Raw genomic sequence first — 21878 nt, 5'->3', positions numbered from 1 at the left:
TGATCTGGCTCAAGCCTGAAAAGGGAACTATTTCCGGCGCAGTTAGCACAGGGGCGGGCCGCCCGTCCCGCAGCTGCGCCGCTTCAATCCAGATCAATACCGGCCGGCGCCGCCGGCCCACACTGGACGTTCGCAGCGACCCACGAGGAGAACATGATGATCGGCAATGACAATGGTTTCAGCGCCCCGCCCGGCAATGCGCCTGGCAGGGGACAGAGTGCGGACGATGAAGAAGCGCCGCAGCAGTTCGCCGCGCCGGGCGATGACGACGGCCATATCGAGAGCGCTTCCGTGTCGGAAGTGCCCGACGCCCTGAGCGGGGTCAGCATGGAGTTGCTGGAAATCAAGCGCAGCATCGAGGACGGCATGCGCCAGGCGATATCGCAGGCGGCGGGCGTGCGCGCGGCCGACGCCTTCAGCGATGCGGGCAATATCCAGGGCGTGTCCATCGGCCTGGGCGAGGGCGCCAGCGACAGCTCGTCCGGCGAGCCGGGCATGCCGGCGCTGACCCTGTACGTGGCCGAGCCCACCTCGGTCGACCGCGCCAAGGCCGCCATCGTGGGCGCCATGGGCGTGCGCGCCGTGGCCAGCGACAAGGTGCCCGTCAATATCGTCGTCACGGGCGTGATCGACGCGCAGCCCCACCGTTTCCGCCTGCGCCCGGCCCCGGGCGGCGTGTCGGTCGGGCATTTCCGCATCACGGCCGGCACCATCGCCTGCCTGGCCGTGGGGCGCACGCCGCCGCGCAACACCCGCTTGATGATCCTGAGCAACAATCACGTGCTGGCCAATGCCAACGGCGGCGTGTTCAACGACTGCATCGTGCAGCCCGGTCCCATCGACGGCGGCCGCTGTCCGCAAGACCAGATCGCCGTGCTCGAACGTTTCGTGCCCATCAACTTCAGCGGCGGCGTCAATTTCGTCGATTGCGCCACCGGCTGGGCCTGGCCAGACCGCGTGCGGCCGGAACTGGTCTACCTGAGCGGCGGCGTGCCCGCGTATTTCCGCATCAGCAATGCGCTGGTGGCGCCCGCGCTGGGCATGCTGGTCGGCAAATCGGGACGCACGACGCAACTGACGCAGGGCCGCATCACGGGCCTGGGCGCCACCATCAACGTCAATTACGGCGGCGGCAGGATCGCGCTGTTCCAGGACCAGATCGCCATCACGGGCGTGAGCGGCGCCTTCAGCGCGGGCGGCGATTCAGGTTCGTCCATCTGGACCTGGAACCAGCAGCGCAATCCCGTCGGGCTGCTGTTTGCGGGCGGCAACAACATCACGTTTGCCAACCAGCTGCGGCGCGTCGTGGCGGCGCTCGACATCAATCTGTACACGTGAGCAGGCTGACAGGCGCAGGCGGGCAGGCGCCATGCCGCCTTGCATAACGCTGCCTTTTGCACGATGATGATGGTGTCAGGAGCAGTATCGGAAGGGGTTGTCATGTCAAACAGTAAATTCATGGAGTCGCCCTTCGGCGCCTTCGAAGAAGCCGCCATGCCTTACTTGCCGGAGGGCGCCGGCCAGCCCGATGTTGACGCGCAGCACAGGCGACTGGACGCGGCCAGGCGGCGCAACGAGCGGGCGCTGATGGCCATCGACGGCGTGGAAGGCGTCAGCCTGGGGCAGACCGCCATGGGCCGCGAGGCCATCGTCGTGTATCTGCGCGACTCTTCCGTCAAGCGGCGGGTGCCGCCGCAGGTCGAGGGTTATCCGGTGGAAACGAGCATCACGGGCCAGATCGATATCCAGCGCTGGTAGGCCCTGGCTGCCGCAAAATACGGCCATGGAAAGCCTGTTGCCAGGCCTTCCATGCAGTCTTGCCGCCTGCCGTGTATCGGCCGGCCTTATTTGCTCAGGCGGCCTATCGCCTCGGCCACGCCCGCGCCATAGGCCGGGTCGCACAGGGTGCAGTTGCCGATGTGGCGTTGCTTGACCTGCTCCGAGGCGCCCGAGATGGCGCGCGCCGTGTTGTCGAACAAGGCTTGCTGCTGCGCCGCGGTCATCAGGCGGAACAGGGCGCGCGGCTGCGAATAGTAATCCTCGTCGACCCTGTGGTTCCAGTGGTCGGCCGCGCCCTCGATGCTCAATGGCGGCTCGCGGAAGTCGGGCTGCTCGGCCCACTCCTGCGCGCTGTTTGGCTCATAGCCCAGCGTTCCCCCCTGGTTGCCGTCGACCCGCATCTGGCCGTCGCGGTGGTAGCTGTGGAACGGGCATTTCGGCGCATTGACGGGGATATGGCTGTGGTTGACGCCGAGGCGGTAGCGCTGCGCGTCGCCATACGAGAACAGGCGGCCCTGCAGCATCTTGTCCGGCGAAAAGCTGATGCCGGGCACGACATTGGCCGGGTTGAAGGCGGCCTGTTCCACTTCCGCGAAATGGTTGTCGGCATTGCGGTTCAGTTCCAGCACGCCCACTTCGATCAGCGGATAGTCGCCGTGCGGCCATACTTTCGACAGGTCGAAGGGGTTCAGGTGGTAGGTGCCCGCCTCTTGTTCCGGCATGATCTGCACGTACAGGGTCCAGCGGGGGAAATCCCCGTTTTCGATGCTCTCGTACAGGTCGCGGTGCGAGCTTTCGCGGTCCTTGCCCACCAGCGCCTCGGCCTCGGCGTCCGTCAGGTTTTGTATGCCTTGCTGGGTTTTGAACGTGAACTTGACCCAGAAACGCTCGTTTTGCGCATTCAGGAAGCTGAAGGTATGGCTGCCGAAGCCGTGCATGTGGCGAAAGCTGCGCGGCAAGCCCCGGTCGCTCATCACCACCGTCACCTGGTGCAGCGCTTCGGGCAGCGAGGTCCAGAAGTCCCAGTTGCTGTTGGCGCTGCGCAAGCCCGTGCGCGGGTCGCGCTTGATGGCATGGTTCAGATCGGGAAATTTCAGCGGGTCGCGCATGAAAAACACGGGCGTGTTGTTGCCGACCAGGTCCCAGTTGCCTTCTTCCGTATAAAACTTCAGGGCGAAGCCGCGGATATCGCGTTCCGCGTCGGCCGCGCCCCGTTCGCCGGCCACCGTGGAAAAGCGCGCGAACATGGGGGTTTGCTTGCCCACCGCGCCGAAAATCTTCGCCCGCGTGTAGCGCGTGATGTCGTGCGTGACGGTAAACGTGCCATGCGCGCCCGATCCCTTGGCATGCATGCGGCGCTCGGGAATGACTTCGCGGTCGAAGTGGGCCAGCTTTTCCAGGAACCAGACATCTTGCAGCAGGGCGGGGCCGCGGGGGCCGGCCGTCTGGATGTTCTGGTTGTCGACGACAGGCGCGCCAAAGGCGGTGGTCAGCTTTTTCATTGGACTCTTTCTTTATAGGGAGGACGACGGACGAGCCAGGGCCTGCCCAAACACTGGCTGGGACGAGCGTAAAGGCGCTCACCGAGGCTGGTCCAGAGTAACAAATTTCTAAAAAGCAAATACAGTGTGCCATATCGGGGCGTGCTGCTTCCCCGCCGCCTGGTGAAAGGCAGCATGCCCATCATAGCTCGTCAGCAATGTCTAGCCCAACACGATTGATCTGGCACAAAGGAGGGGGTGACAGCCCCGCATGTCAGCGGTAGCTGGCCCAGTTGGCCCGCAGCCAGGTCAGCACGGCCGCATGGCTGCGTATGTCGGCCGGCAAGTGGCGCTGGATCAGCCGCTCGCACTTCAAGGCCGTGGCCAGGCTGCCGCCCGACCAGCTGTTGCAGCTGTAGAGGACTTCATACCACTCGTGGCGGTTCAGCAGGACGCTGTCGGGGATGGCGCGCCGAGCCGGGTCGTCGCCGTCCGTGGGGCCATCGGGGTAGCTGAACTGCAAGTCGCCCTGTTTCATGGGGCCCAAGCGGTGATCTGTCATGCCTGCCTCGCGCTGAGATTGTGCGCGCACAGCTGTGCGTGCCAGGCATAGCGTATGCTTCTGGAACACATTTCACCCGGAAATATGGGCCGGCCTTGAGCTGGCTTAAAACTTGTTCCAGTTATTGTGCCGGTGCTCCGTCGCTTCCTTCATCAGGTGGCCGGCGCGCAGGGCGTCGTCGGCCTGCACCGTCATGGCCAGTTCCTGGATGGCGGGCGGGTATTCATGGTGGGCCGCTTCTTCCAGCAACGCACGGCCCTTGGCCAGGTCGCGCGGCACGCCGCGCCCTTCGCGGTAGGCGTTGTACAGCAGGAACATGGCGTGTGGATTGCCCAGTTCGCTGGACTTGGCCAGCCAGTGCGCGGCGACCGCGGCATCTTTCGGCACGCCTTCGCCATTGGCCGCCAGCAAGCCCAGCATCAGGGCCGCCTTCGCATGGCCTTGCTGCGCTGCCAGCCGGTACCACGGCCAGGCCTGGTCCGGCGTGGCCGCGCGCAGCATCTGGCCCAGTTCGAACGCCGCTTCCGTGTCGCCGGCGCGGGCCGCCTGCTCGAACAGGCTCAAGGCCTCGGCGCGGCGCTCGGGCCGGGACTGGTAAATCAGCGCCAGTTCGCGCTCGGCGACGGGCATGTCCTTGCCGGCCCAGCTGCGCACCCGGCGCTCGGCCTGGCGGTCGCCCGCCTGGCGCGCATGCATGGCCACGGCTTCGATCTCGGCCGCCGTGGGCGGCGGCGACGCCTGGCAGGCGGCCAGGACAGCGGCCAGCACGAGGGCGGGGAGGGAGAGCGCTTGTTTCATCTTGTTTACCTTTCATGACGCGGGCCGGGACGCCAGCAGCCCCGGCCCGTGGACCTTATTTGCTCAGGTCGATGCCGTACTTGGCAAAGCCGCTGGCGTCGAGCCCGCCTTCGGACGCCACATTGGCGATGCCGCTGCTCTTCGCCAGCGCCAGGCGGCCCGGCGCCGAACGCAGGATCACGGGCCCGGCCGTGGCCGTCTTGACGAAGCTCCAGCTGCGCGCACTGCCATTGTTGGCCAGGGTCACCTTGCCGCCCTTGGTGCTCAGCGACGCCAGGTAGTTGCTGACCACGGCCTGGTTGGCATCGGGCGACTTGATGATGGTCTTGCTGCCGTCGATGCCGGGCACGGCGCCGCCGCCGCCCGCCCGATAGTCGTTGGTGGCGACGATGAAGTCATCGCCGTCGGCCACCGGCGCACCCTTGTACGCGAGGTTGACGATGCGGCTGCCCGGTTTCTTCGTCACGTCGATCTGGTACGTCAGCGCGTTGTTTTCCGCATAGAACACGTCATAGTTATAAATCGTGCCATACGACGGCACCAGGTCCTGCTCGGCCGTGGCGTTCGGATCGATCTGCGCGAATTGCTTGGCCGACGTTTCCAGCCAGGCCTTCAAGTCGGCACCCTTGATTTTGACGGCTTGCAGGTTGTTATTGCTATATAAATACAAATCGCCCGGATTGCGCACCTGCAAGCCGATCGGCGCGGCCGGCGAGGCACCGGACGCTACGTCCGTGAAGTCCGACGGCCCGTTGCGGCCCGCCTTGAACGGCGCGCTGCACGAGATCACGGGGATATTCTTGTAGCTGGACAAGGTCGCATCCGTGCTGGTGGCGATGAAGTTCTTCACGTAGTCAAGCTGCGCCTGGTTCACCAGCTGGATGGCGCTCACGTCGCCCACCAGCGCAAAATAGGCGGACATCTCGAAATCCGTGCTGATGCCCAGCGGCTGCTTGGCGTAGGCGATGGTGGCCGCGTGTTCGGTGGCCACCAGCGGCGCGATGGCCGGATCGGCTTTCACGAGCGTCTTGCCGTCCGTGTACTTGAAGCCGCGCGATTCGACCGTCGTCTTTGCCGGCTGCACCACCCAGCGCCCGGACTGGAAGGCCAGGGTCAGCTTGATGATGCCCAGGCGGCGGCCCCAGCTTTGTGCCATGACGGTCGGCACGCCGTTGACAAAACCGTTGACGGCGTCGATCTTCGCGCTGGCCGGGAAGGCGGCAAACGAGGCGTCCAGGGCGGCCGCGCCTTCTTCCTTGCCTTTCGGGAAGATCAAGTGCGAGTGGCCTATCATCAGCGCATCGATGCCCGTGCTGGTCAGGTGATAGCTGCCGTTTTCCATCTTCGGGCTGTAGGCGCTCGTGTCCAGGCCGCCATGGGACAGGGCCACGACGATGTCGGCGCCCTTGCTGCGCAATTCCGGCACGTATTGTTTCGCCGCTTCCTGCACGCCCGTCACGCTGACCTTGCCGGCGAGCACTTTCTGATCCCACTCGAGGATTTGCGGCGGCACGAAACTCAGCACGCCCACATTGATTTTGACGTCGAGCTTGCCGCCGTCCGGCTTGACGGCCGTGAAATCGCGGGGCAGCACGGCGTAGGGCTGGAAGATGGGCTTGCCGCTGGCCACGCCGACGACGTTGCTCAGCACGGAAGGGAAGGCGGGCGCGCCGCAGTTGCCCGTCGGCTTGGCCACGCCCGGTATGCCAAAGTCCGTGTTGGTGATCTGGCTCAGGTAAGCGAGGCCATAGTTGAATTCATGGTTGCCCATGCCGCCCGCATCGTATTTCAGCGCATTCATGGCCTTGTGCACGGCCAGCGTGCTGCTGCAAGGAACGGGCGCGGCCACGGCCTGCAGGTCGGCCAGCAGGGTGCCCTGGATGACGTCGCCATCGTCGAGCAGCACATTGTTCGGATTTTCCGCGCGCGCCGCCTGGATCAGGGTCGACGTGCGCTCCAGGCCCAGGCTCGTGTCTTCGGCCAGCGCGTAATAGTTATAGCTGAGCACATTCGAGTGGATGTCCGTCGTTTCCAGCAGCGCCACGGTGACCGTCGTACCTTCCGGAATGACCTGCGCCGTCGTCGAACCGCCGTTGCAGCCAGTCAAGCCCACACTTGCCAGCGCCGCCAGCATGATCCAATTTGTTTTCATTACCGCCCTCGGAAAGATTCAAAGGACGCGACTGTACCGCCGCCATATGACGCCACCATGACAGCGTGGCAAGGCGCATGGATGCAGGCTCCGCGCAGGCGGCCGTGGCCGGGCTTCTGCTTGCACCGGACTTGAGAGTTCACTCGCAAAAAACATGGCAAGCCATTGATTTAAAGCATAAATATGTGAATGGGGCAGCTCGCTGCGGCGGCAGGGCGCGGCACCCGGCGGACTGGGGCAAGGCCCGGCGTGTGGCAAGGCAGGCAAAGATTGCCGCACAAACGCAAGTGGGTTGCATTATAATTTCAAACGCAACAGACTTGCATGTAAAGTGGCCGTGCATTGCCTCCCTTAACCGATCCCTCCGAAGGAACCCCATGCGCCAGCGCAAACTCCCCGTCACCGTCCTGTCCGGCTTTCTCGGCGCCGGCAAGACCACCTTGCTCAACCATATATTGCGCAACCGCGAAGGCAAGCGCGTGGCCGTCATCGTCAACGACATGAGCGAAGTCAATATCGACGCCGCATTGGTAAAAGACAGCGCCGAGGCGGCCGGCGCGGCGCTGTCGCGCACGGAAGAAAAACTCGTGGAAATGTCCAACGGCTGCATCTGCTGCACCCTGCGCGACGATCTGCTGCAGGAAGTGCGGCGCCTGGCCCTGGAAGACCGCTTCGATTATCTGCTGATCGAATCGACGGGCGTGGGCGAGCCGATGCCCGTGGCCGCCACCTTCGACTTCGAGGACGAGCACGGCGACAGCCTGAACGACGTGGCCCGCATCGACTGCATGGTCACCGTCGTCGACTGCGCCAACCTGCTGGCGGACTTTCATAGCGAAGACAGCCTGGCGCAGCGGGGAGAAACGGCGGGCGAGGGCGATGACCGCCAGCTGGCCAACCTGCTGACGGAACAGATCGAATTTGCCAATGTCATCGTCCTCAACAAGATCGACATGGTCGATACGGCCGAGCGCCTGCGCGTGCTGGCCATTGTAAAAGCCCTCAATTCCGGCGCGCGCATCATCGAAGCCAGCCAGTCCATCGTGCCGCTCGACGCCATCCTCGGCACGCAGCTGTTCGACCTGGAGCAGGCGGCCGGCATGCCGGGCTGGGCTTTGGCCCTGGCCGGCGTGCATGCGCCGGAGACGGAAACCTACGGCATCGCCAGCTTCGTCTACCGGGCCAGGCAACCGTTCCACGCGCAGCGCCTGTACGATTTCATGTCGCAGCCGATACCGGGCGTGGTGCGCAGCAAGGGATACTTTTGGCTGGCCAGCCGCCCCGAATGGGTGGCCAGCTTGTCCGGCGCGGGCAAGCTGGTGAATATCGAGCCCGTGGGCCTGTGGTGGGCGGCCGTGCCGCGGGAGCGCTGGCCCACGGATGCGGCCGCGCTGGCGGAGATCAAGGCGGGCTGGAGCGAAACCTACGGCGACCGCTACCAGGAGCTCGTCTTCATCGGCCGGGACATGGACCAGGCCGCCATCGAGGCGGACTTAAATAAATGTCAACTCGATGCGACGGAAACGGGCCGGGGCATGGCCGCCTGGCGCCAGCTGCCCGACCCGTTCCCGCAATGGCAGCGGATGGAAGAACTCGAAGATCACGCTTGAACAGGAACGCGCCATGACAGAACCGATCCCCGTCACCATCATCACGGGCTTTCTCGGCAGCGGGAAAACCACCTTGCTCAAGCGCATATTGCAGGGCGATCACGGCTTGCGCATCGCCGTGATCGAAAACGAATTCGCCGCCGAAAGCATCGACCACGGCTTGCTGGTGCAGGACAACGGCGAGCAGATCGTGGAAATGAACAATGGCTGCATCTGCTGCAGCGTGCGGGGCGACCTGATCCGCATCCTGGGAGAATTGCACGCCAGGCGCAGCGCCGGGACGATCGCGTTTGATCACGTCATCATCGAAACGACGGGCCTGGCCGCACCCGGTCCCGTGGCGCAGACCTTCTTTGCCGAGCCATCCGTCAGCGAGTGCTATCTGCTGGACGCCATCCTGACGGTGGTCGATGCCCGCCATGCGCAGCAGCAATTGACTTTGCACAGGGAGGCGCAGGAGCAGGTGGGCTTTGCCGACCGCATCCTGCTGTCGAAGACGGACCTGGTCAGCAAGGATGAACTGGCCGCGCTGCGCCAGCGTTTGATCGCCATCAATGGCCGCGCCGGCATACAGAAAGTGCGCTTCGGCAATGTGCCGCTGCGCGACATTTTGCACATCCGCGGCTTCAACCTGAACGCCATCGTCGAGCGGGAGCCGGATTTCCTTGGGGAGCTGGGTCACCGCCATGGCGACGGCGTGCAATCGTTCGTCTATCACCAGTCCCGGCCCCTCGATCTGCTGCAGGTGGAACACTTCCTCGATGCCGTGGTGCAACTGTTCGGCAGCCAGCTGATGCGCTACAAGGGCATCTTGTATGTTGTCGACCTGCCATGCCGCGCCGTCTTCCAGGGCGTGCACATGCTGATGGGCTCGGAACTGGGCGCGCCGTGGCGCGACGATGAGCCGCGCGCCAGCACCATGATCTTCATCGGCCGCGACTTGCCGCAGGACATGCTGACACGGGGCCTGGACCGCTGCGCGGCAACGGTGGCGGCGTGAGCGTGGAAGCGGGCTTGCCGATCCTCGCCCCGGCGCGCCCATGGCCGACCGCATGGCCGCCGTCATGCCGCTGCCGATGGCCATGCTGTACGGCTGGACCCGGTACGGCGTGCGCCGCGTGCGTGCACGATGAAAGGGCGTGGGTATAATTGGAAAAAAACTGCCGAGTCTTCCCATGCCCGCACCCGATATCGTCATCCGCCTGCTGACGCCAGCAGATACCGCCGCCTTTTGCGCGCTGCGCCTGCGCGCCATCGAGAACTCGCCCAGCTCGTTTTCCTCGTCGCGCGAGGACGAACTGGCCCGCACCCCCGAGGAACACGTGCAGCGCATCGCCGGCGCCATGCAGCGCGCGTTTGGCGCCTTCGACGGCGCACGCATGGTCGGTTTTGCGGGCTTGCGCCGCGAAGCCATGCGGCAGTTGTCGCACAAGGCCTTGCTGTGGGGCGTCTTTGTCGATGTGCCCCAGCGGGGCAAGGGCGTGGCGCGCCGGCTTGTCGCCGCCTGTATCGCGCTGGCAGAGAACGATCCCGCCATCTTGCAGGTGCACTTGAGCGTGAATGCGGAAAACAATTCGGCGCGGCAATTATATGAATCGCTGGGCTTCATTCACTATGGCACGGAGCCGAGGTCCATGCGCGTGGGCGAGCTGTTTTATGACGAGCATCACCTGGCCTTGCTGCTCAAGTGATACCGAAGGGAGCTACTTGCAGCGCGGGCACAGGCCCTTGATCAGGTAATCGACCTCGTCGCCGCTGAAGCCTTCCGGCAGGGCCACGGGCGTGGGCAGCTTGACTTCATTGAAGCAGGTGACGTTGGCGCACTTAGTGCACTGGAAATGCGCGTGTTCGTGCGCCTGGTGGCCGGCGCCCGCGCTGAAGCGCCACACCTGGTCGGCACCGGCGATGCGGTGCACGAGTTCATTTTCCGTCAGCCATTCCAGCACGCGGTACAAGGTGACGGAATCGATATCGCTGTCCTGCGACAGCGCCTGCTGGATTTCATGGTGGGTCAGCGAACGGCTTTGCGCCATCAGAAAGTCGAGTACCTTCACGCGCGTCTTGGTGACGCGGGCGTTGGTGTTGCGGATCAGCGATTCGGCTTGCGGTGTAGAAGAAGATGTCAACATAATATGGCCTGCTTACGGGTGGACGGGCGGGCGGCGTGATCGCCGTGCCCCTGGCACCCTCTGGGCCGTATCTTAGCATGCGTGCCGCGCCGCATGAAGCCGCGTCATGGTTTGAACGTCCAGTAGCGGCCCGCCACCGTGTCGACGGGCTCGAGAAAGCGCTGGTCGGCGCGCGCATTGTTGTGTATCAGATAAAACATGTCGGACAGGGCCGAGCGCTTTTCCGCGAAGTATGCGTGCTTCATGAAGCTCGTGTCGACGCCCGTGGCATCGATGGTTTCCACGCCCGCCACGATCAGCATGCCGGCGCCGCTGTCGCCCGCGCGCGGGTAGCCGTGCACGGCTTTCGAGGCGGCCAGCGCCAGGTCTTGCGACGAGGCATACAAGGTGACGGGATGGCGCGCGCCGGCCAGTTTCGGCGCGATGTCGTGCTTGAAGACGGCCGCGTCGATGTCGGGCGCCGTCAGGATGATTTCCGTGATCTGTTGTGCCAGCAGCGGCTGCGTGGCCAGCAGTTCGGCCACGGCCCGCGTCATGCCCCGGTTGCCCATGCTGTGGCCGATCAGGTAGACCTGCGCCGCTGCCGTGTTGGCGAGGAAGTCAGCCAGGAAGGCCGTGAGGTGGGGCGTGCTCCATTCGATATTGTTTTCATCGATGGTGTAGGCGGCGATGTCGCCCCTCGACGGCCAGCTGTAGAACACGGGCGCGCCATCGAAGCCCAGGTCGTAGGCCATCTGCCCCGTGCGCCTGGCCGCATCCTCGAACGTCACGTTGTAGCCGTGGACAAAAATAAACGCGCTCTTGCCGGCCGAGGCGCGCACCTGCGTCTTCAGGGCGGCGAAGAAGCTGTCATGGTCCTGCACCGTGGCGTCGAGCAGCACGACGTGCTTGGCCGGGTCTTCGCGGAATTCCAGGCGCCACAGCGACGGCGATTCCAGCTGGCCCATGCGGTGGTCGCGCGGGATGCTGATGTCGCAGCTGCCATAGCTGAGCGCCCCATCGCTGCCGCCATTGCCTCCCGTGAGGCTGCGTTCGCCGCTGAAGCGCTGTGCCGGCGGCTTGCCCACGTCGCGCTGGCGGTCCGTGGCGAAATACACCTTCACCACGGCATAGTTCGACACGACGGTGCTTTTATCGGCCGGGGCGGGCGCCGCTTCCACCTGCGGCAGCGGTGCAGGCGGGCGCTGCAGCGCATCGAGCACGCCTTGCGCGGCAAACAGGGTTTCCATGTCGTCCGGCACTTTCGCCGTGACCAGCGCGGCCGACAGCGCCAGTTGCAGTTGGATATTGCCCGGCTCGGCTTCCAGCGCGGCGATGGCGGCCAGGATGGCGGCGGCGCTGTCGAACTTGGCGATGGCCTGCTTCAGGCGCTGATAGTGGCTGGCGACGGCTGCCGGCGCGAGGCCGGGCGCGCCATGTTCGATGGCCGCGACGACGGCGGAAGTAATCAAGTCCATGGGCCACCTGCCTCTCTGATACATATGAATCGCATGTCAACTCATATTGCCATAAAAGCACGCCAATAGCGACTTGTCCAGCACTGCGCGCAAGCGGTGCGCGGCAGATCAATGTTGCTTGTCGTCGCTGAACTGCTGCGCCAGCGATTGCAGGGGCGCCACCGTGGCGCCGCCGCGGCTCACGTGCGCAGGAATGGCCACGCGCACGGGCTTGCCCTGCATATTGCTTGACGACAGCACGTTCGCCGTGGTTTCCGGCGCCGCGTTCCACACGGGATCGGCGATGCCTTCGAACACCTGTTTCAGCTGCTCGCCCCAGGTGTCGCGGATCATGCGGAAATACTGGTTCTTTTCATCGATGGCGACGAAGCGCGTGACGGCCAGGCTGCCGGCCGTGTAGACGAGCAAGTCCAGCGGCAAGCCGACGGAAATGTTCGAGCGCAGGGTGGAATCCATGGAAATGAGTGCGCACTTGGCCGCTTCGTCGAGGCGGGTTGCCGGATTGATCACGCGGTCGATGATGGGCTTGCCGTATTTCGCTTCGCCGATCTGGAAATACGTGTTTTCATCGTGCGATTCGATGAAGTTGCCGGCCGAATACACCTGGAACAGCCGGCAGCGCTCTGCGCCGATCTGGCCGCCCAAAATGATGCTGACGTTAAAATCGATGCCGCAGTCGGCCAGGGCCTTCGCTTCGCGCTGGTGCACGGCGCGCACGGCGTCGCCCACGATGCGCGCCGCGTCGTACATGCTGGCCACGTTCCAGATGCTGCGTCCGTCCGCATCCACGTGGTCGGAGACGAGCTGGCGGATCGCTTGCGAGATCGACAAGTTTCCGGCCGTCATCAGCACCAGCATGCGGTCGCCCGGATTTTCAAAGACGCTCATTTTGCGGAAGGTGCCCACCTGGTCCACGCCGGCGTTGGTGCGGGAATCGGACAGGAAGACCAGGCCTTCGTTCAGGCGCATGCCTATGCAATAAGTCATTGTCGTAAATCAAATCAAAAGGGGAGCATTCTACACCAGCCGGGCCGGGCCTTCCGCCTGCAAGGCCCGGCCAGCCTCATTCTTGCCCATCTACACGGGCACGATCTGCACGTCCACGTGCAGGGTTTCCGTGCCGCCGCCCTGGCGCACGCCGCGCACGGGCGCGGCCGAATCGTAGTCGCGTCCGATGGCCAGGCGGCAATACGCGTCCGTCATCAGCCGCGCATGCGTGACGTCGATGCTGACCCAGCCCGCAAAATCCGCGTCTTCCGTCCAGGCGTCGACCCAGGCGTGGCTGGCCGCGTGGCCCGTCGTGCCCGGATCGATGTAGCCGGACACATAGCGGGCCGGGATGCCCCAGGCGTGGCAGCAGGCGAGGAACAGATGGGCGTGGTCCTGGCACACGCCGCGCCCCAGCGCCAGGGCGTCGCCGGCCGTGGTGGTGACCATGGTGGCGCCGCTCTCATAGGCCACCTTGCCGACGATGTGTTCGGCCAGGCGCAGCAAGTGCCCGGTGCCCGCCGTCACGCTGCGGTCCGGCAGGCTGGCGGCCGCCAGCGCCACGATGGCAGGGTTGGCCTGCGTCAGCGGCGTCGGCATGGTAAACAACAGCGGGGACAGGGTATCGACCAGGTTCAGCCGTCCCTTGTGCGGATAGATGGTTTCCACCACGCCGTGCGCCACCAGGCTCAGCGACTGATGGCTGCCATTGATGGTCAGCATGTGCGACAGATTGCCGTAGGCATCCGTGTAGGCGTGGCACTGGCCCGGCGTGGAAATCTGCCAGGAGAGTGCCCGCTGCTGCGGCTCGATGCGCGGCGTCAGGTGCAGCTGCTGTATTGTGTAGGCCAGCGGCGCACTGTAGGCGTAGCGGGTTTCATGGCGGATGGTGAGCTGCATCAGGCCGCCAGTGGAACGAGGAAGTCGCGGCTGACCCGGTTGCCCAGGTCATAGATGTTTTCCAGAAATTCCGTCAGGGTATGGTGCAAGCCCGCCTTCATGATGTCGTCGATATGGCCGAATTTCAGCTCCGCATGCAGCTTGCCCGCGAAGCGCTCCGTATCGGCCGACACGTCGTTGCGGATATGCTTCAGATTTTCCACCACGTCATCCATGCAGGCGAGCAGGGAACGCGGCATGTCGCCGCGCAGCATCAGCAGTTCCGCCACGCGCGCCGGCGTGATGACGTCGCGGTAGACCTTGCGGTAGATTTCGAAGCCGGACACGGAGCGCAGCAGGGCCGCCCAGTAGTAGAAGTCGCGCTGGGCCACGTCCTTCGACGTGTCGCGCGCGCCGTGGAACTTCACGTCGAGGATGCGCGCCGTGTTGTCGGCCCGCTCCAGGAAGGTGCCCAGGCGGATGAAATGGATGGCCTCATCCTTGAGCATGGTGCCCAGGGTCACGCCGCGCGACAGGTGCGAGCGGTATTTGACCCATTCGAAGAAGGCGCTGGGGTCCGTTTCCAGCAGATTGCTTTTCAAGCGCTTCTGCATGTCGAGCCAGGTGGCGTTCTGGATTTCCCACACTTCCGTCGTCAGGGTGCCCCGCACGGCGCGGGCGTTTTCGCGCGCCCCCGTCAGGCAGGCGAGGATGGACGACGGGTTGTTCGGGTCGCGCACCATGAAATCGAGCACGTCGCGCGTGTGGAAGCGGCCATATTTGTGGTCGTACGCGCTTTGCAGCTCGGAAATGCCCAGAGTGGCGCGCCAGCCTTGCTCCGCATCCTGCTCGGACTGGGGCAGCATCGAGGTTTGCATGTTGACGTCGAGCATGCGCGCCGTGTTTTCCGCCCGCTCCGTGTAGCGGGCCATCCAGAACAAATGATCGGCAGTGCGGCTCAGCATGTTTTCTCTCCTGCAAAGGCGGATGTGGCTTCCAGTACCCAGGTATCCTTGGTGCCGCCCCCTTGCGATGAATTGACCACCAGCGAACCTTCGCCCAGCGCGACGCGGGTCAGGCCGCCCGGTACCATGGAAATTGTCTTGCCGGACAGCACGAAAGGACGCAGGTCGATGTGACGGGGCGCGATGCCGGCCTCGACATACGTGGGGCAGGCGGACAGGGCCAGGGTCGGCTGGGCGATGTAGCCGCCCGGATTGGCCAGCAGGCGCTGGCGGAAATCCTCGATCTGCGCCAGGCTGGACGCCGGCCCCACCAGCATGCCGTAGCCGCCCGCGCCGTGCACTTCCTTGACCACCAGTTTCGCCAGGTTCGCCAGCACGTAGGACAGGTCGGCCGCCTTGCGGCATTGATACGTCGGCACATTGTTGAGGATCGGTTCCTGCGACAGGTAGAATTTGATCATGTCGGGCACGAAAGGGTAGATCGACTTGTCGTCGGCCACGCCCGTGCCGATGGCGTTGGCCAGGGTGACCCGTCCGGCGCGGTAGACGGACAGCAGGCCCGGCACGCCCAGGGACGAGTCCGAGCGGAAGGCCAGCGGGTCGAGGAAATCGTCGTCGACGCGGCGGTAGATCACGTCGACGCGCTTGGGCCCCCGCGTGGTGCGCATGTAGACGGAGTTGTCGTTGACAAACAGATCCTTGCCTTCCACCAGTTCCACGCCCATCTGCTGAGCCAAAAAGGCGTGTTCGAAGTAGGCGGAGTTGTACATGCCGGGCGTCATGACGACGACCGTGGGGTCATCGATGCCCATGGGCGCGACGGAACGCAGGTTGTCGAGCAGCATGTCCGGGTAATGGTCGACGGGGGCGATGCGGTTACGGGCGAACAGTTCCGGGAACAGCCGCATCATCATCTTGCGGTCTTCCAGCATGTAGGACACGCCGGACGGCACGCGCAGGTTGTCTTCCAGTACATAGAATTCGCCCTGGCCCGCACGCACGATGTCGACGCCCGCGATGTGGGCGTAGATGTCGGAAGCGACGGCGATGCCCTGCATTTCCGGGCGGTACTGGGCATTCTTGTAGATCTGTTCGGCGGGAATGATGCCCGCCTTGATGATGTTTTGCTCATGATAAATATCATGGATGAACATGTTCAAGGCTTGCACGCGCTGCACCAGGCCCGTCTGCATCTGCGCCCATTCGGCGGCGGGGATGATGCGGGGGATGGTATCGAACGGAATCAGGCGTTCCGTGCCGGCATCGTCGCCGTAGACGGCGAAGGTGATGCCGACGCGGCGGAACGTCAGGTCGGCTTCGGCCCGCTTGCGGGCGATGGTTTCCGGCGATTGCTGCGCCAGCCAGTTGTCGAATTCACGATAGTGTTCGCGTACCTTGCCGTCCGTCCCCACGTCATCCGCAGTCATTTCATTGAAAAAATTTGCCATGTTGTGATGTCCCTTGAGCCGTGTCTGGGTATAGCTCAGCAGGAAGCGTGCCAACAGGGCAGGTGCGAACCGGTGCAAATATGACCACTTTTGTGGCGTTGCGCCATCCGTCGCACCGATTTGGTGCGCTAGCTGTCACTGTTGGGGACGCCAGCGGGCGGGACGAAGGGACGGCAATCGACGGGCACGTCGAAGATGAAGCTGGTGCCCGTTTCGGCCGCGCTGTCGACGGCGATGCTGCCGCCATGGCTTTCGGCCACGCTCTGCACGAAGGGCAGGCCGATGCCCCAGCCTGGCGCGGGGCAGTTGTTCTCGCGGCGCAGGTAGTCGAAGATGCGTTCCGCCTGTTCCGGCGCGATGGGTCGTCCGCTATTGTGGACGGTGAGGATCAGGCGTTCGTGCACCGCTTCCACGTGCACGCTGATGGGCGCGTCGTCGCCGTACTTGATGGCATTGCCGAGCAGGTTTTCCAGCGCGCGGCGCAGCGAATTCTCGCACCACCAGCCGACGACGGATTGCCCGCTGACCTGGCATTTGTCGGGCCGCTGCAGGTTGACCTGGCTGGCCACGGCGTGCACCAGCGGCAGTACGTCGAACTGGCTCAGCACCAGCGGCAACTGCTGCCCCTGATGATAGCTGAGGCCATCGAGCAATTCCTCGATCATGCTGTCGAGCCGCTTGCTGTGCTCGGCAATCTTGCGCGCCAGCAATACCACCCGTTCCGGGTCCGCCGGCCTGAGCAGCAGCTGGGCGCTGGTGCTGATGACGGCCAGGGGATTGCGCATATCGTGCGACAGGCCGGCCGCCATGCGGCGCCGGAAGCTTTCGTGCATGCTGGTAAATTCGCGTATCGATTCGCGGATGCCCGAGTCGATCGATTCGTTGATCACTTGCCAGTCCTTGCTGCGCAGGGTGATGCCGGACTCATGCGCGACTTCGGCAAAGCAGTCGCGGAAGATCTGGTATTCCTGGATGACCTGTTCCGGCCCGTAATTGGTCATGCGCGCGCGTTCATTGCCATGTACGGCGGGCACGTTGCTGTTGCTGGTGGCATTCTCGCGCGGGTGGCCCGGGGTAAGGGCCTCGGCCAGATTGTCGAAAAAGGCCGGCAAGGTATTGATGAGTATGGGCGTGAGCAACTGGTCGGCGCCGCGCACGCTGGTGCGCACGCGCTGCTCCCAGGCGCTGAGGACGGCGTCGCGCATGGCGAAGATGCGCTGCGCGCGCTGCAATGGCTGGTGCGCGCCGGCCTGGCGACCCGCGTGCTGATCCGTGCTGATGTTCACCTGGCCTCCCTGACCGCAGTGACTATGCTTGCAATAGTATGCGCCTAATCAGCCGTCGGGGAAACGCTTTATTGTCCAGTATCGGCCTGGCGCACGGCCGCATGCAGGCGGTCCAGCGCCTGCGACCAGTCGGCCAACGAGAAATTCTGCGGATCGTCATGACCGTTCGCGTAGCCCGTATCGAGCACGGCGTGGAAGGCGGGAATCATCCACGTGCCCTTGCGCACGCTGGCGGCCAGGTACAGCAAGGCCAGCCGGTCGTATTGCGCGGGCGTAAAGCCGGGATCGGGCGCCAGGCCGTCGTTGCCCTTGCCGCCGCCGGGCACGGAATGGCGCGGCTGCACCAGTTCCACGTGCAGGAACAGGCCCGTCAGCGATGGCTTGTCCTTTTCCAGCTTGCTCGCATAGCCGGCCGTGCCGAAGTCGCGCACGGCCAGCGAATCGCCGAGGCGGTTCACATAGACATGGCCTTTCGGCCCGCCACCGAGCGCGGGATTGCGCAGGCTGAAATCATTGAAATCCCAGCTGGCGTCGTTGATATGGCCGGGAATAGTTTCTAGCAAGAAATTCGGGTAGCTCGTGTCGTGGATGACGAAATAGCGTGCCATGGGCGCGGCCAGCCGGCCCGTGGCGCGCGACAGCGGTGCGTCGATGGGGCCGCCCACGTCGTTTTCCGCGATGCCTTGTTCGGCCAGCCAGCCACGCAGCCGGGCCGGGGCGATGCCCGTGCGCCGTCCGACGCGGCTGTCGAGAAAGCGAGGCAGCGGCGCGCTGTCGCCCAGGCGCGCGTACAGCTTGACGGGACGCAGCAAGCAAGTCGCTTGCGCCCGCGCATCGCCCTTGAAGCCGCTTTTCCAGGCGGCATACGGGCAGGCGGCTTGTTTTTGGGCTGCAGCGGGCAGGGACAGGCAAAGCAGTAGCAGCAGGGCGGGCAGTCGTTTCATGCCGCATTGTCGCCGAAGCGCAAAGGATTGCACAGGGGCGCACGCGGTGCCGCGCCCCTGCCGGTTCTTAAAGGCTCTGTCTCCGTTAAGTAGGGGATTTCCAGGAATCTTGCTCTGCCCCGGCTGTCTGACTGTCTATATCAGACAAACAGGAGCCTTCCATGCAGCATGCCAAATGGATCCGTTTTATCGCGCAATTTGCCCAGCTGAGCCGCCGCCAGCGGCAGGCAGGCATTGCCCGGCTGCGTGGCAACACGCCACAGGACGCCACCGTCGCATTGCTTGAAAGCGTGGCGCAGCCACATTTGGCTTGTCCCGCCTGCCACAGCAGCCATGCTCACCGGCACGGCCATGCGCACGGACTGCAGCGCTACCGCTGCGTGCCGTGCGGGCGCACCTTCAATGCGCTCACCGGCACGCCCCTGGCCCGCCTGCGCCATAAATCGCTGTGGCTGGCCTACGCCGGCTGCCTGCTGGCATCGGCTTCCGTGCGCCAGGCAGCGCGACAGCTGAACGTGCACCGCAACACCACCTTCCGCTGGCGCCACCGATTTTTGACGCTCGCCAGGACGGACCGGCCGCTGTGCCTGCACGGCATCGCCGAGGCCGACGAGCTGTATCTGCTGGAATCGGAAAAGGGATCCAGGCATCTGACGCGTCCGGCACGCCGCCGGGGCGGCCACGCCCGCCAGCGCGGCATTTCCAGTGAACAAGTCTGCATCGTGGTGGCGCGCGACCGCACGGGACAAACCCTCGATTTCGTCACGGGAAAAGGGGCGCTGACCAAGGTGCAGCTGCATGCCTGCCTGCCACCCGTGATCGACAAGGACGTCTTGCTGGTCACTGACGGCCATGCCGCCTACCGGGATTTCGCTGCGGAAGCGGGCATCAGCCACCAGGCCGTCAACCTGCGTGCCGGCATCCGCGTGCAGGGCGCCGCCCACGTGCAGAACGTCAACGCGTATCACAGCCGCTTGCGCGGCTGGCTGCGCATCTTCCATGGCGTGGCCAGCCGCTACCTGCCGAATTACCTGGGATGGCGCTGGATCCTCGACGCCAGACGCATCCGCTCGCCAGAAGCGTTATTGAAAGCAACGGTGGGAGCATTCCCACACCTGACGGTGACATAGCCTTCTTAAAAGGCGACGGCGGCGGAGACGACGACGGTGCGCGGCGCGGCCAGCACCAGCGAGCCGACATTGAACGAGGACACGGCCGAGGACCAGTAGCTGCGGTCCGCCACGTTGTCCACGCGGGCGCGCAAGGTCACGTCATGGCCCGCCACCTGCGTCAGGTAGCGCGCGCCGAGGTCGAGCCGCGTCCACGACGGCAACTGCTTGCTGTTGGCCAGGTCCGCGTACTGCGCCGACGTGTAGATGGCGCGGGCGTTCAGGCTCAGGCCTGGCGCGCCGGGCACGTCCCATTCGCCGCCCGCGCTCACTTGCGTTCGCGGCGCGCCGATGGGGCGCTTGCCATTGTTGGCGGCCACGTCGGTGCCGCTTTGCTGCGCGTCGAGCCAGGTCAGCCCGCCCAGCAGGCGCACGCCCTGCAGCGGCGTGCCGAACACCGACAATTCCAGGCCGCGGTTGCGCTGTTCGCCGGCCATTTCCGCCCGCGTGCCGACGACGGCCAGCAAGGGCTTGGCCGTCGTGAACAGGGCGGCGCTCATGCCCAGCCTGCCGCCGTCATACTTGACGCCGATTTCCTTCTGCTTCGATCTGTAGGGCGCAAACACCTCGCCCATGTTGTCGACATTGCGCCGCTGGCCGTTTTCCTCGTAGGTGCCGCTGGCCGCCGGTCCCTTGACCAGCGCCTCGATGTAGTTGGCGTACAGCGACACGTCCTTGCTGGCCTTGAAGACAATGCCCGCCACGGGCGTCGTGGCGCTCTCGTCATAGGCCTTGCCTTGCAGTACAGAGGTGTTGTAGTCGTAGCCGGCATCCTTGATCTGCTGGCGGCGCAAGCCCACGGTCAGCAGCAGCTGCTCATCGAGGAAGGCCATGGTGTCGGCCAGGGCGTAGCTGCCCAGGATGGTTTTCTGGGTGATGCGCGGGTCGCGCATGATGCCGCCCGTGTACGGCGTGGCCGGCGCGGCCACGTCGATGGGCGCGTAGATATTGGTGGCGAAGGCGTTGCCGATGGCATACGCGTTCTTCGCTTCATTCCAGTGCCCGGACCAGCTGGCCACCACGGTGTGCTTGACGGCGCCCATAACGAGCTTGCCGCGCACGCCCAGTTCGCCCGTGCGGATTTCTTGCTTACGGGCATTGTCAAAGCGCGACACCGTGGCGTCGCCATTGACCGAGGTCAAGGACGGTTCGGCCAGGCTGTTGGCTTCCTTCGTCGAGCGGCTGCCGAATGCGGCCCAGGCCACGACGTCCCTGGCCAGATCGACTTCGGCGCGCGCCGTGCCGAACACATCGTGTTCCTTCGAGTAGCTCCACGGCTGGGCAAAGTTCTTCGCGGCATCGGGCGCGGACGGCAGCACGGCCACGCTGCCGATGCCGACGGACGGGCGCGGCGATGTCAGGCTGAAATTCTGGTAGCCGGCGTCGGCCGACAGCCGGTAATTGCGGCCGCGATAGTCGAGGCCGACGGAAAACATGCCCACGTCGTGGTCTTCGCGCTCGATGGCCGTCGCGCCCTGGCGCTTGGCGGCATTCACGCGCACGCCCCATTCCTTGTTCTCGCCGAAGCGGCGCGCCACGTCGAGGGCGGCATAGGCGTGGCCGCCCGATTCCACGCCCACGGTCAATTCCGTCAGCGGCGCATTGCCGGCGCGCTTGGGCATCAGGTTGATGGCGCCGCCGATGCCGCTGCCGCCGGGCGCCGCCCCGTTGAGGAAGGCGCTGGCGCCGCGGAACACTTCCACTCTTTCCAGCAGCTCCGGCGAGACATATTGACGGGGCAGGACGCCGTACAGGCCGTTGTACGCGACGTCATCGGAATCGAGGGCGAAGCCGCGTATCACATACACTTCCTGGAAGTTGCCGTAGCCGCGCGACATGCGCACGGCCGGATCGCTCTGCAGCAGGTCGCCCACGCTGCGCGCTTGCTGGTCAGCAATGAATTGCTGCGTATAACTGGTGCTGCCGAATGGCGCATCCATCATGTCCACGGAGCCGAGGATGCCCATGCGTCCGCCGCGCGCCACCTGGCCGCCCGCATACGCCTTCGACAAGCCCTCCGCCGACGCATCGGCCGAGGCATTCACGACGACGGTCGGCATGGTAGGCGCGTCGCCGCCGGCCGGCGTGTTCTGGGCGTGGGCGGCGCTGCTGGCCAGCAGGAAGGCGGCCAGGGCGAACGGGGTAGGGACGAGGTGGAAGGCGGGCATGGTCTTGTTCGATAATAATGAGAATGATTATCATTATATTCCAGCGCTACGCCGCGTGTGAGAA

General features: G+C 64.8%; 19 protein-coding genes. 6 read left to right on the top strand and 13 right to left on the bottom strand.

Annotated features, from left to right (window positions below):
• The first annotated feature begins 153 nt into the window (after nucleotides 1-153).
• Both BXA07_RS25720 and BXA07_RS25715 read left to right on the top strand, forming a co-directional pair.
• On the top strand, nucleotides 154-1338 hold the full coding sequence (locus BXA07_RS25720) for a S1 family peptidase (RefSeq protein ID WP_244556408.1): 1185 nt from the start codon (nucleotides 154-156) through the stop codon (nucleotides 1336-1338).
• Between the two features lie 102 nt (nucleotides 1339-1440).
• Nucleotides 1441-1758: a hypothetical protein gene (locus tag BXA07_RS25715; RefSeq protein WP_139335760.1), complete on the top strand. Its 318-nt coding sequence runs from the start codon at nucleotides 1441-1443 to the stop codon at nucleotides 1756-1758.
• A gap of 86 nt (nucleotides 1759-1844) precedes the next feature.
• On the opposite strand, the gene BXA07_RS25710 is transcribed toward BXA07_RS25715, so the two are convergent.
• The 4 genes from BXA07_RS25710 to BXA07_RS25695 all read right to left on the bottom strand — a co-directional run bounded on the left by BXA07_RS25710 (nucleotide 1845) and on the right by BXA07_RS25695 (nucleotide 6772).
• Nucleotides 1845-3281 carry a catalase gene (locus tag BXA07_RS25710; protein WP_076572190.1) on the bottom strand — a complete coding sequence of 479 codons (1437 nt, stop codon included), beginning with the start codon at nucleotides 3279-3281 and terminating at the stop codon, nucleotides 1845-1847.
• A gap of 253 nt (nucleotides 3282-3534) precedes the next feature.
• A complete protein-coding gene (locus tag BXA07_RS25705) occupies nucleotides 3535-3822 on the bottom strand; it encodes a hypothetical protein (RefSeq protein ID WP_139335759.1) in 288 nt (95 codons plus the stop codon).
• Nucleotides 3823-3927: 105 nt separating this feature from the next.
• Nucleotides 3928-4620 carry a tetratricopeptide repeat protein gene (locus BXA07_RS25700; protein ID WP_076572186.1) on the bottom strand — a complete coding sequence of 231 codons (693 nt, stop codon included), beginning with the start codon at nucleotides 4618-4620 and terminating at the stop codon, nucleotides 3928-3930.
• Nucleotides 4621-4675: 55 nt separating this feature from the next.
• The gene (locus BXA07_RS25695) at nucleotides 4676-6772 is read right to left on the bottom strand and encodes a bifunctional 2',3'-cyclic-nucleotide 2'-phosphodiesterase/3'-nucleotidase (RefSeq protein WP_076572185.1); all 2097 of its coding nucleotides are present in this window, start codon (nucleotides 6770-6772) and stop codon (nucleotides 4676-4678) included.
• A 377-nt stretch (nucleotides 6773-7149) separates the two neighbouring features.
• Here BXA07_RS25695 and BXA07_RS25690 point away from each other — a divergent pair, with 377 nt between their 5' ends.
• The 3 genes from BXA07_RS25690 (at nucleotide 7150) to BXA07_RS25680 (ending at nucleotide 10073) form a co-directional block, all read left to right on the top strand.
• A complete protein-coding gene (locus BXA07_RS25690) occupies nucleotides 7150-8382 on the top strand; it encodes a GTP-binding protein (RefSeq protein ID WP_076572183.1) in 1233 nt (410 codons plus the stop codon).
• Between the two features lie 13 nt (nucleotides 8383-8395).
• Entirely contained in the window at nucleotides 8396-9382 is a 987-nt protein-coding gene (locus tag BXA07_RS25685) for a CobW family GTP-binding protein (protein WP_076572181.1), read from the top strand.
• A 175-nt stretch (nucleotides 9383-9557) separates the two neighbouring features.
• Entirely contained in the window at nucleotides 9558-10073 is a 516-nt protein-coding gene (locus BXA07_RS25680) for a GNAT family N-acetyltransferase (RefSeq protein ID WP_076572179.1), read from the top strand.
• A 12-nt stretch (nucleotides 10074-10085) separates the two neighbouring features.
• On the opposite strand, the gene BXA07_RS25675 is transcribed toward BXA07_RS25680, so the two are convergent.
• The 8 genes from BXA07_RS25675 to BXA07_RS25640 form a co-directional block, all read right to left on the bottom strand.
• On the bottom strand, nucleotides 10086-10511 hold the full coding sequence (locus BXA07_RS25675) for a Fur family transcriptional regulator (RefSeq protein ID WP_076572177.1): 426 nt from the start codon (nucleotides 10509-10511) through the stop codon (nucleotides 10086-10088).
• A 104-nt stretch (nucleotides 10512-10615) separates the two neighbouring features.
• Entirely contained in the window at nucleotides 10616-11968 is a 1353-nt protein-coding gene (locus tag BXA07_RS25670) for an alpha/beta hydrolase (protein ID WP_076572175.1), read from the bottom strand.
• 108 nt (nucleotides 11969-12076) lie between these two features.
• Nucleotides 12077-12955 carry a proteasome-type protease gene (locus tag BXA07_RS25665; RefSeq protein WP_076572173.1) on the bottom strand — a complete coding sequence of 293 codons (879 nt, stop codon included), beginning with the start codon at nucleotides 12953-12955 and terminating at the stop codon, nucleotides 12077-12079.
• 90 nt (nucleotides 12956-13045) lie between these two features.
• Complete coding sequence (locus BXA07_RS25660) at nucleotides 13046-13855, bottom strand: transglutaminase family protein (RefSeq protein ID WP_076572171.1); 810 nt, start codon at nucleotides 13853-13855, stop codon at nucleotides 13046-13048.
• Nucleotides 13855-14799 carry an alpha-E domain-containing protein gene (locus BXA07_RS25655; RefSeq protein WP_076572169.1) on the bottom strand — a complete coding sequence of 315 codons (945 nt, stop codon included), beginning with the start codon at nucleotides 14797-14799 and terminating at the stop codon, nucleotides 13855-13857. Before BXA07_RS25655 ends, BXA07_RS25660 begins: the two co-directional genes overlap by 1 nt.
• Nucleotides 14793-16247 (bottom strand): circularly permuted type 2 ATP-grasp protein, encoded by a 1455-nt coding sequence (locus BXA07_RS25650; protein WP_076572245.1) that lies wholly within the window; start codon nucleotides 16245-16247, stop codon nucleotides 14793-14795. The genes BXA07_RS25655 and BXA07_RS25650 overlap by 7 nt, the downstream gene beginning before the upstream one ends.
• A gap of 128 nt (nucleotides 16248-16375) precedes the next feature.
• On the bottom strand, nucleotides 16376-17533 hold the full coding sequence (locus BXA07_RS25645; RefSeq protein ID WP_076572167.1) for a sensor histidine kinase: 1158 nt from the start codon (nucleotides 17531-17533) through the stop codon (nucleotides 16376-16378).
• Between the two features lie 68 nt (nucleotides 17534-17601).
• Nucleotides 17602-18477, bottom strand: a complete 876-nt coding sequence (locus tag BXA07_RS25640; RefSeq protein WP_076572165.1) for a hypothetical protein — start codon at nucleotides 18475-18477, stop codon at nucleotides 17602-17604.
• 161 nt (nucleotides 18478-18638) lie between these two features.
• On the opposite strand from BXA07_RS25640, the gene BXA07_RS25635 reads away from it, so the two are divergent.
• Entirely contained in the window at nucleotides 18639-19607 is a 969-nt protein-coding gene (locus BXA07_RS25635) for an IS1595 family transposase (RefSeq protein ID WP_076572163.1), read from the top strand.
• Nucleotides 19608-19612: 5 nt separating this feature from the next.
• Here the strand turns inward: BXA07_RS25635 and BXA07_RS25630 are convergent, their stop codons facing one another.
• Nucleotides 19613-21814 (bottom strand): TonB-dependent receptor, encoded by a 2202-nt coding sequence (locus BXA07_RS25630; protein WP_076572161.1) that lies wholly within the window; start codon nucleotides 21812-21814, stop codon nucleotides 19613-19615.
• Between the last annotated feature and the right edge of the window lie 64 nt (nucleotides 21815-21878).

It is taken from the genome of Janthinobacterium sp. TND4EL3 (assembly GCF_900156175.1).
GTDB lineage: Bacteria > Pseudomonadota > Gammaproteobacteria > Burkholderiales > Burkholderiaceae_D > Janthinobacterium.
Note: the sequence above shows the minus strand (reverse complement) of the source record. Positions and strands in the feature narration are given on the sequence as shown.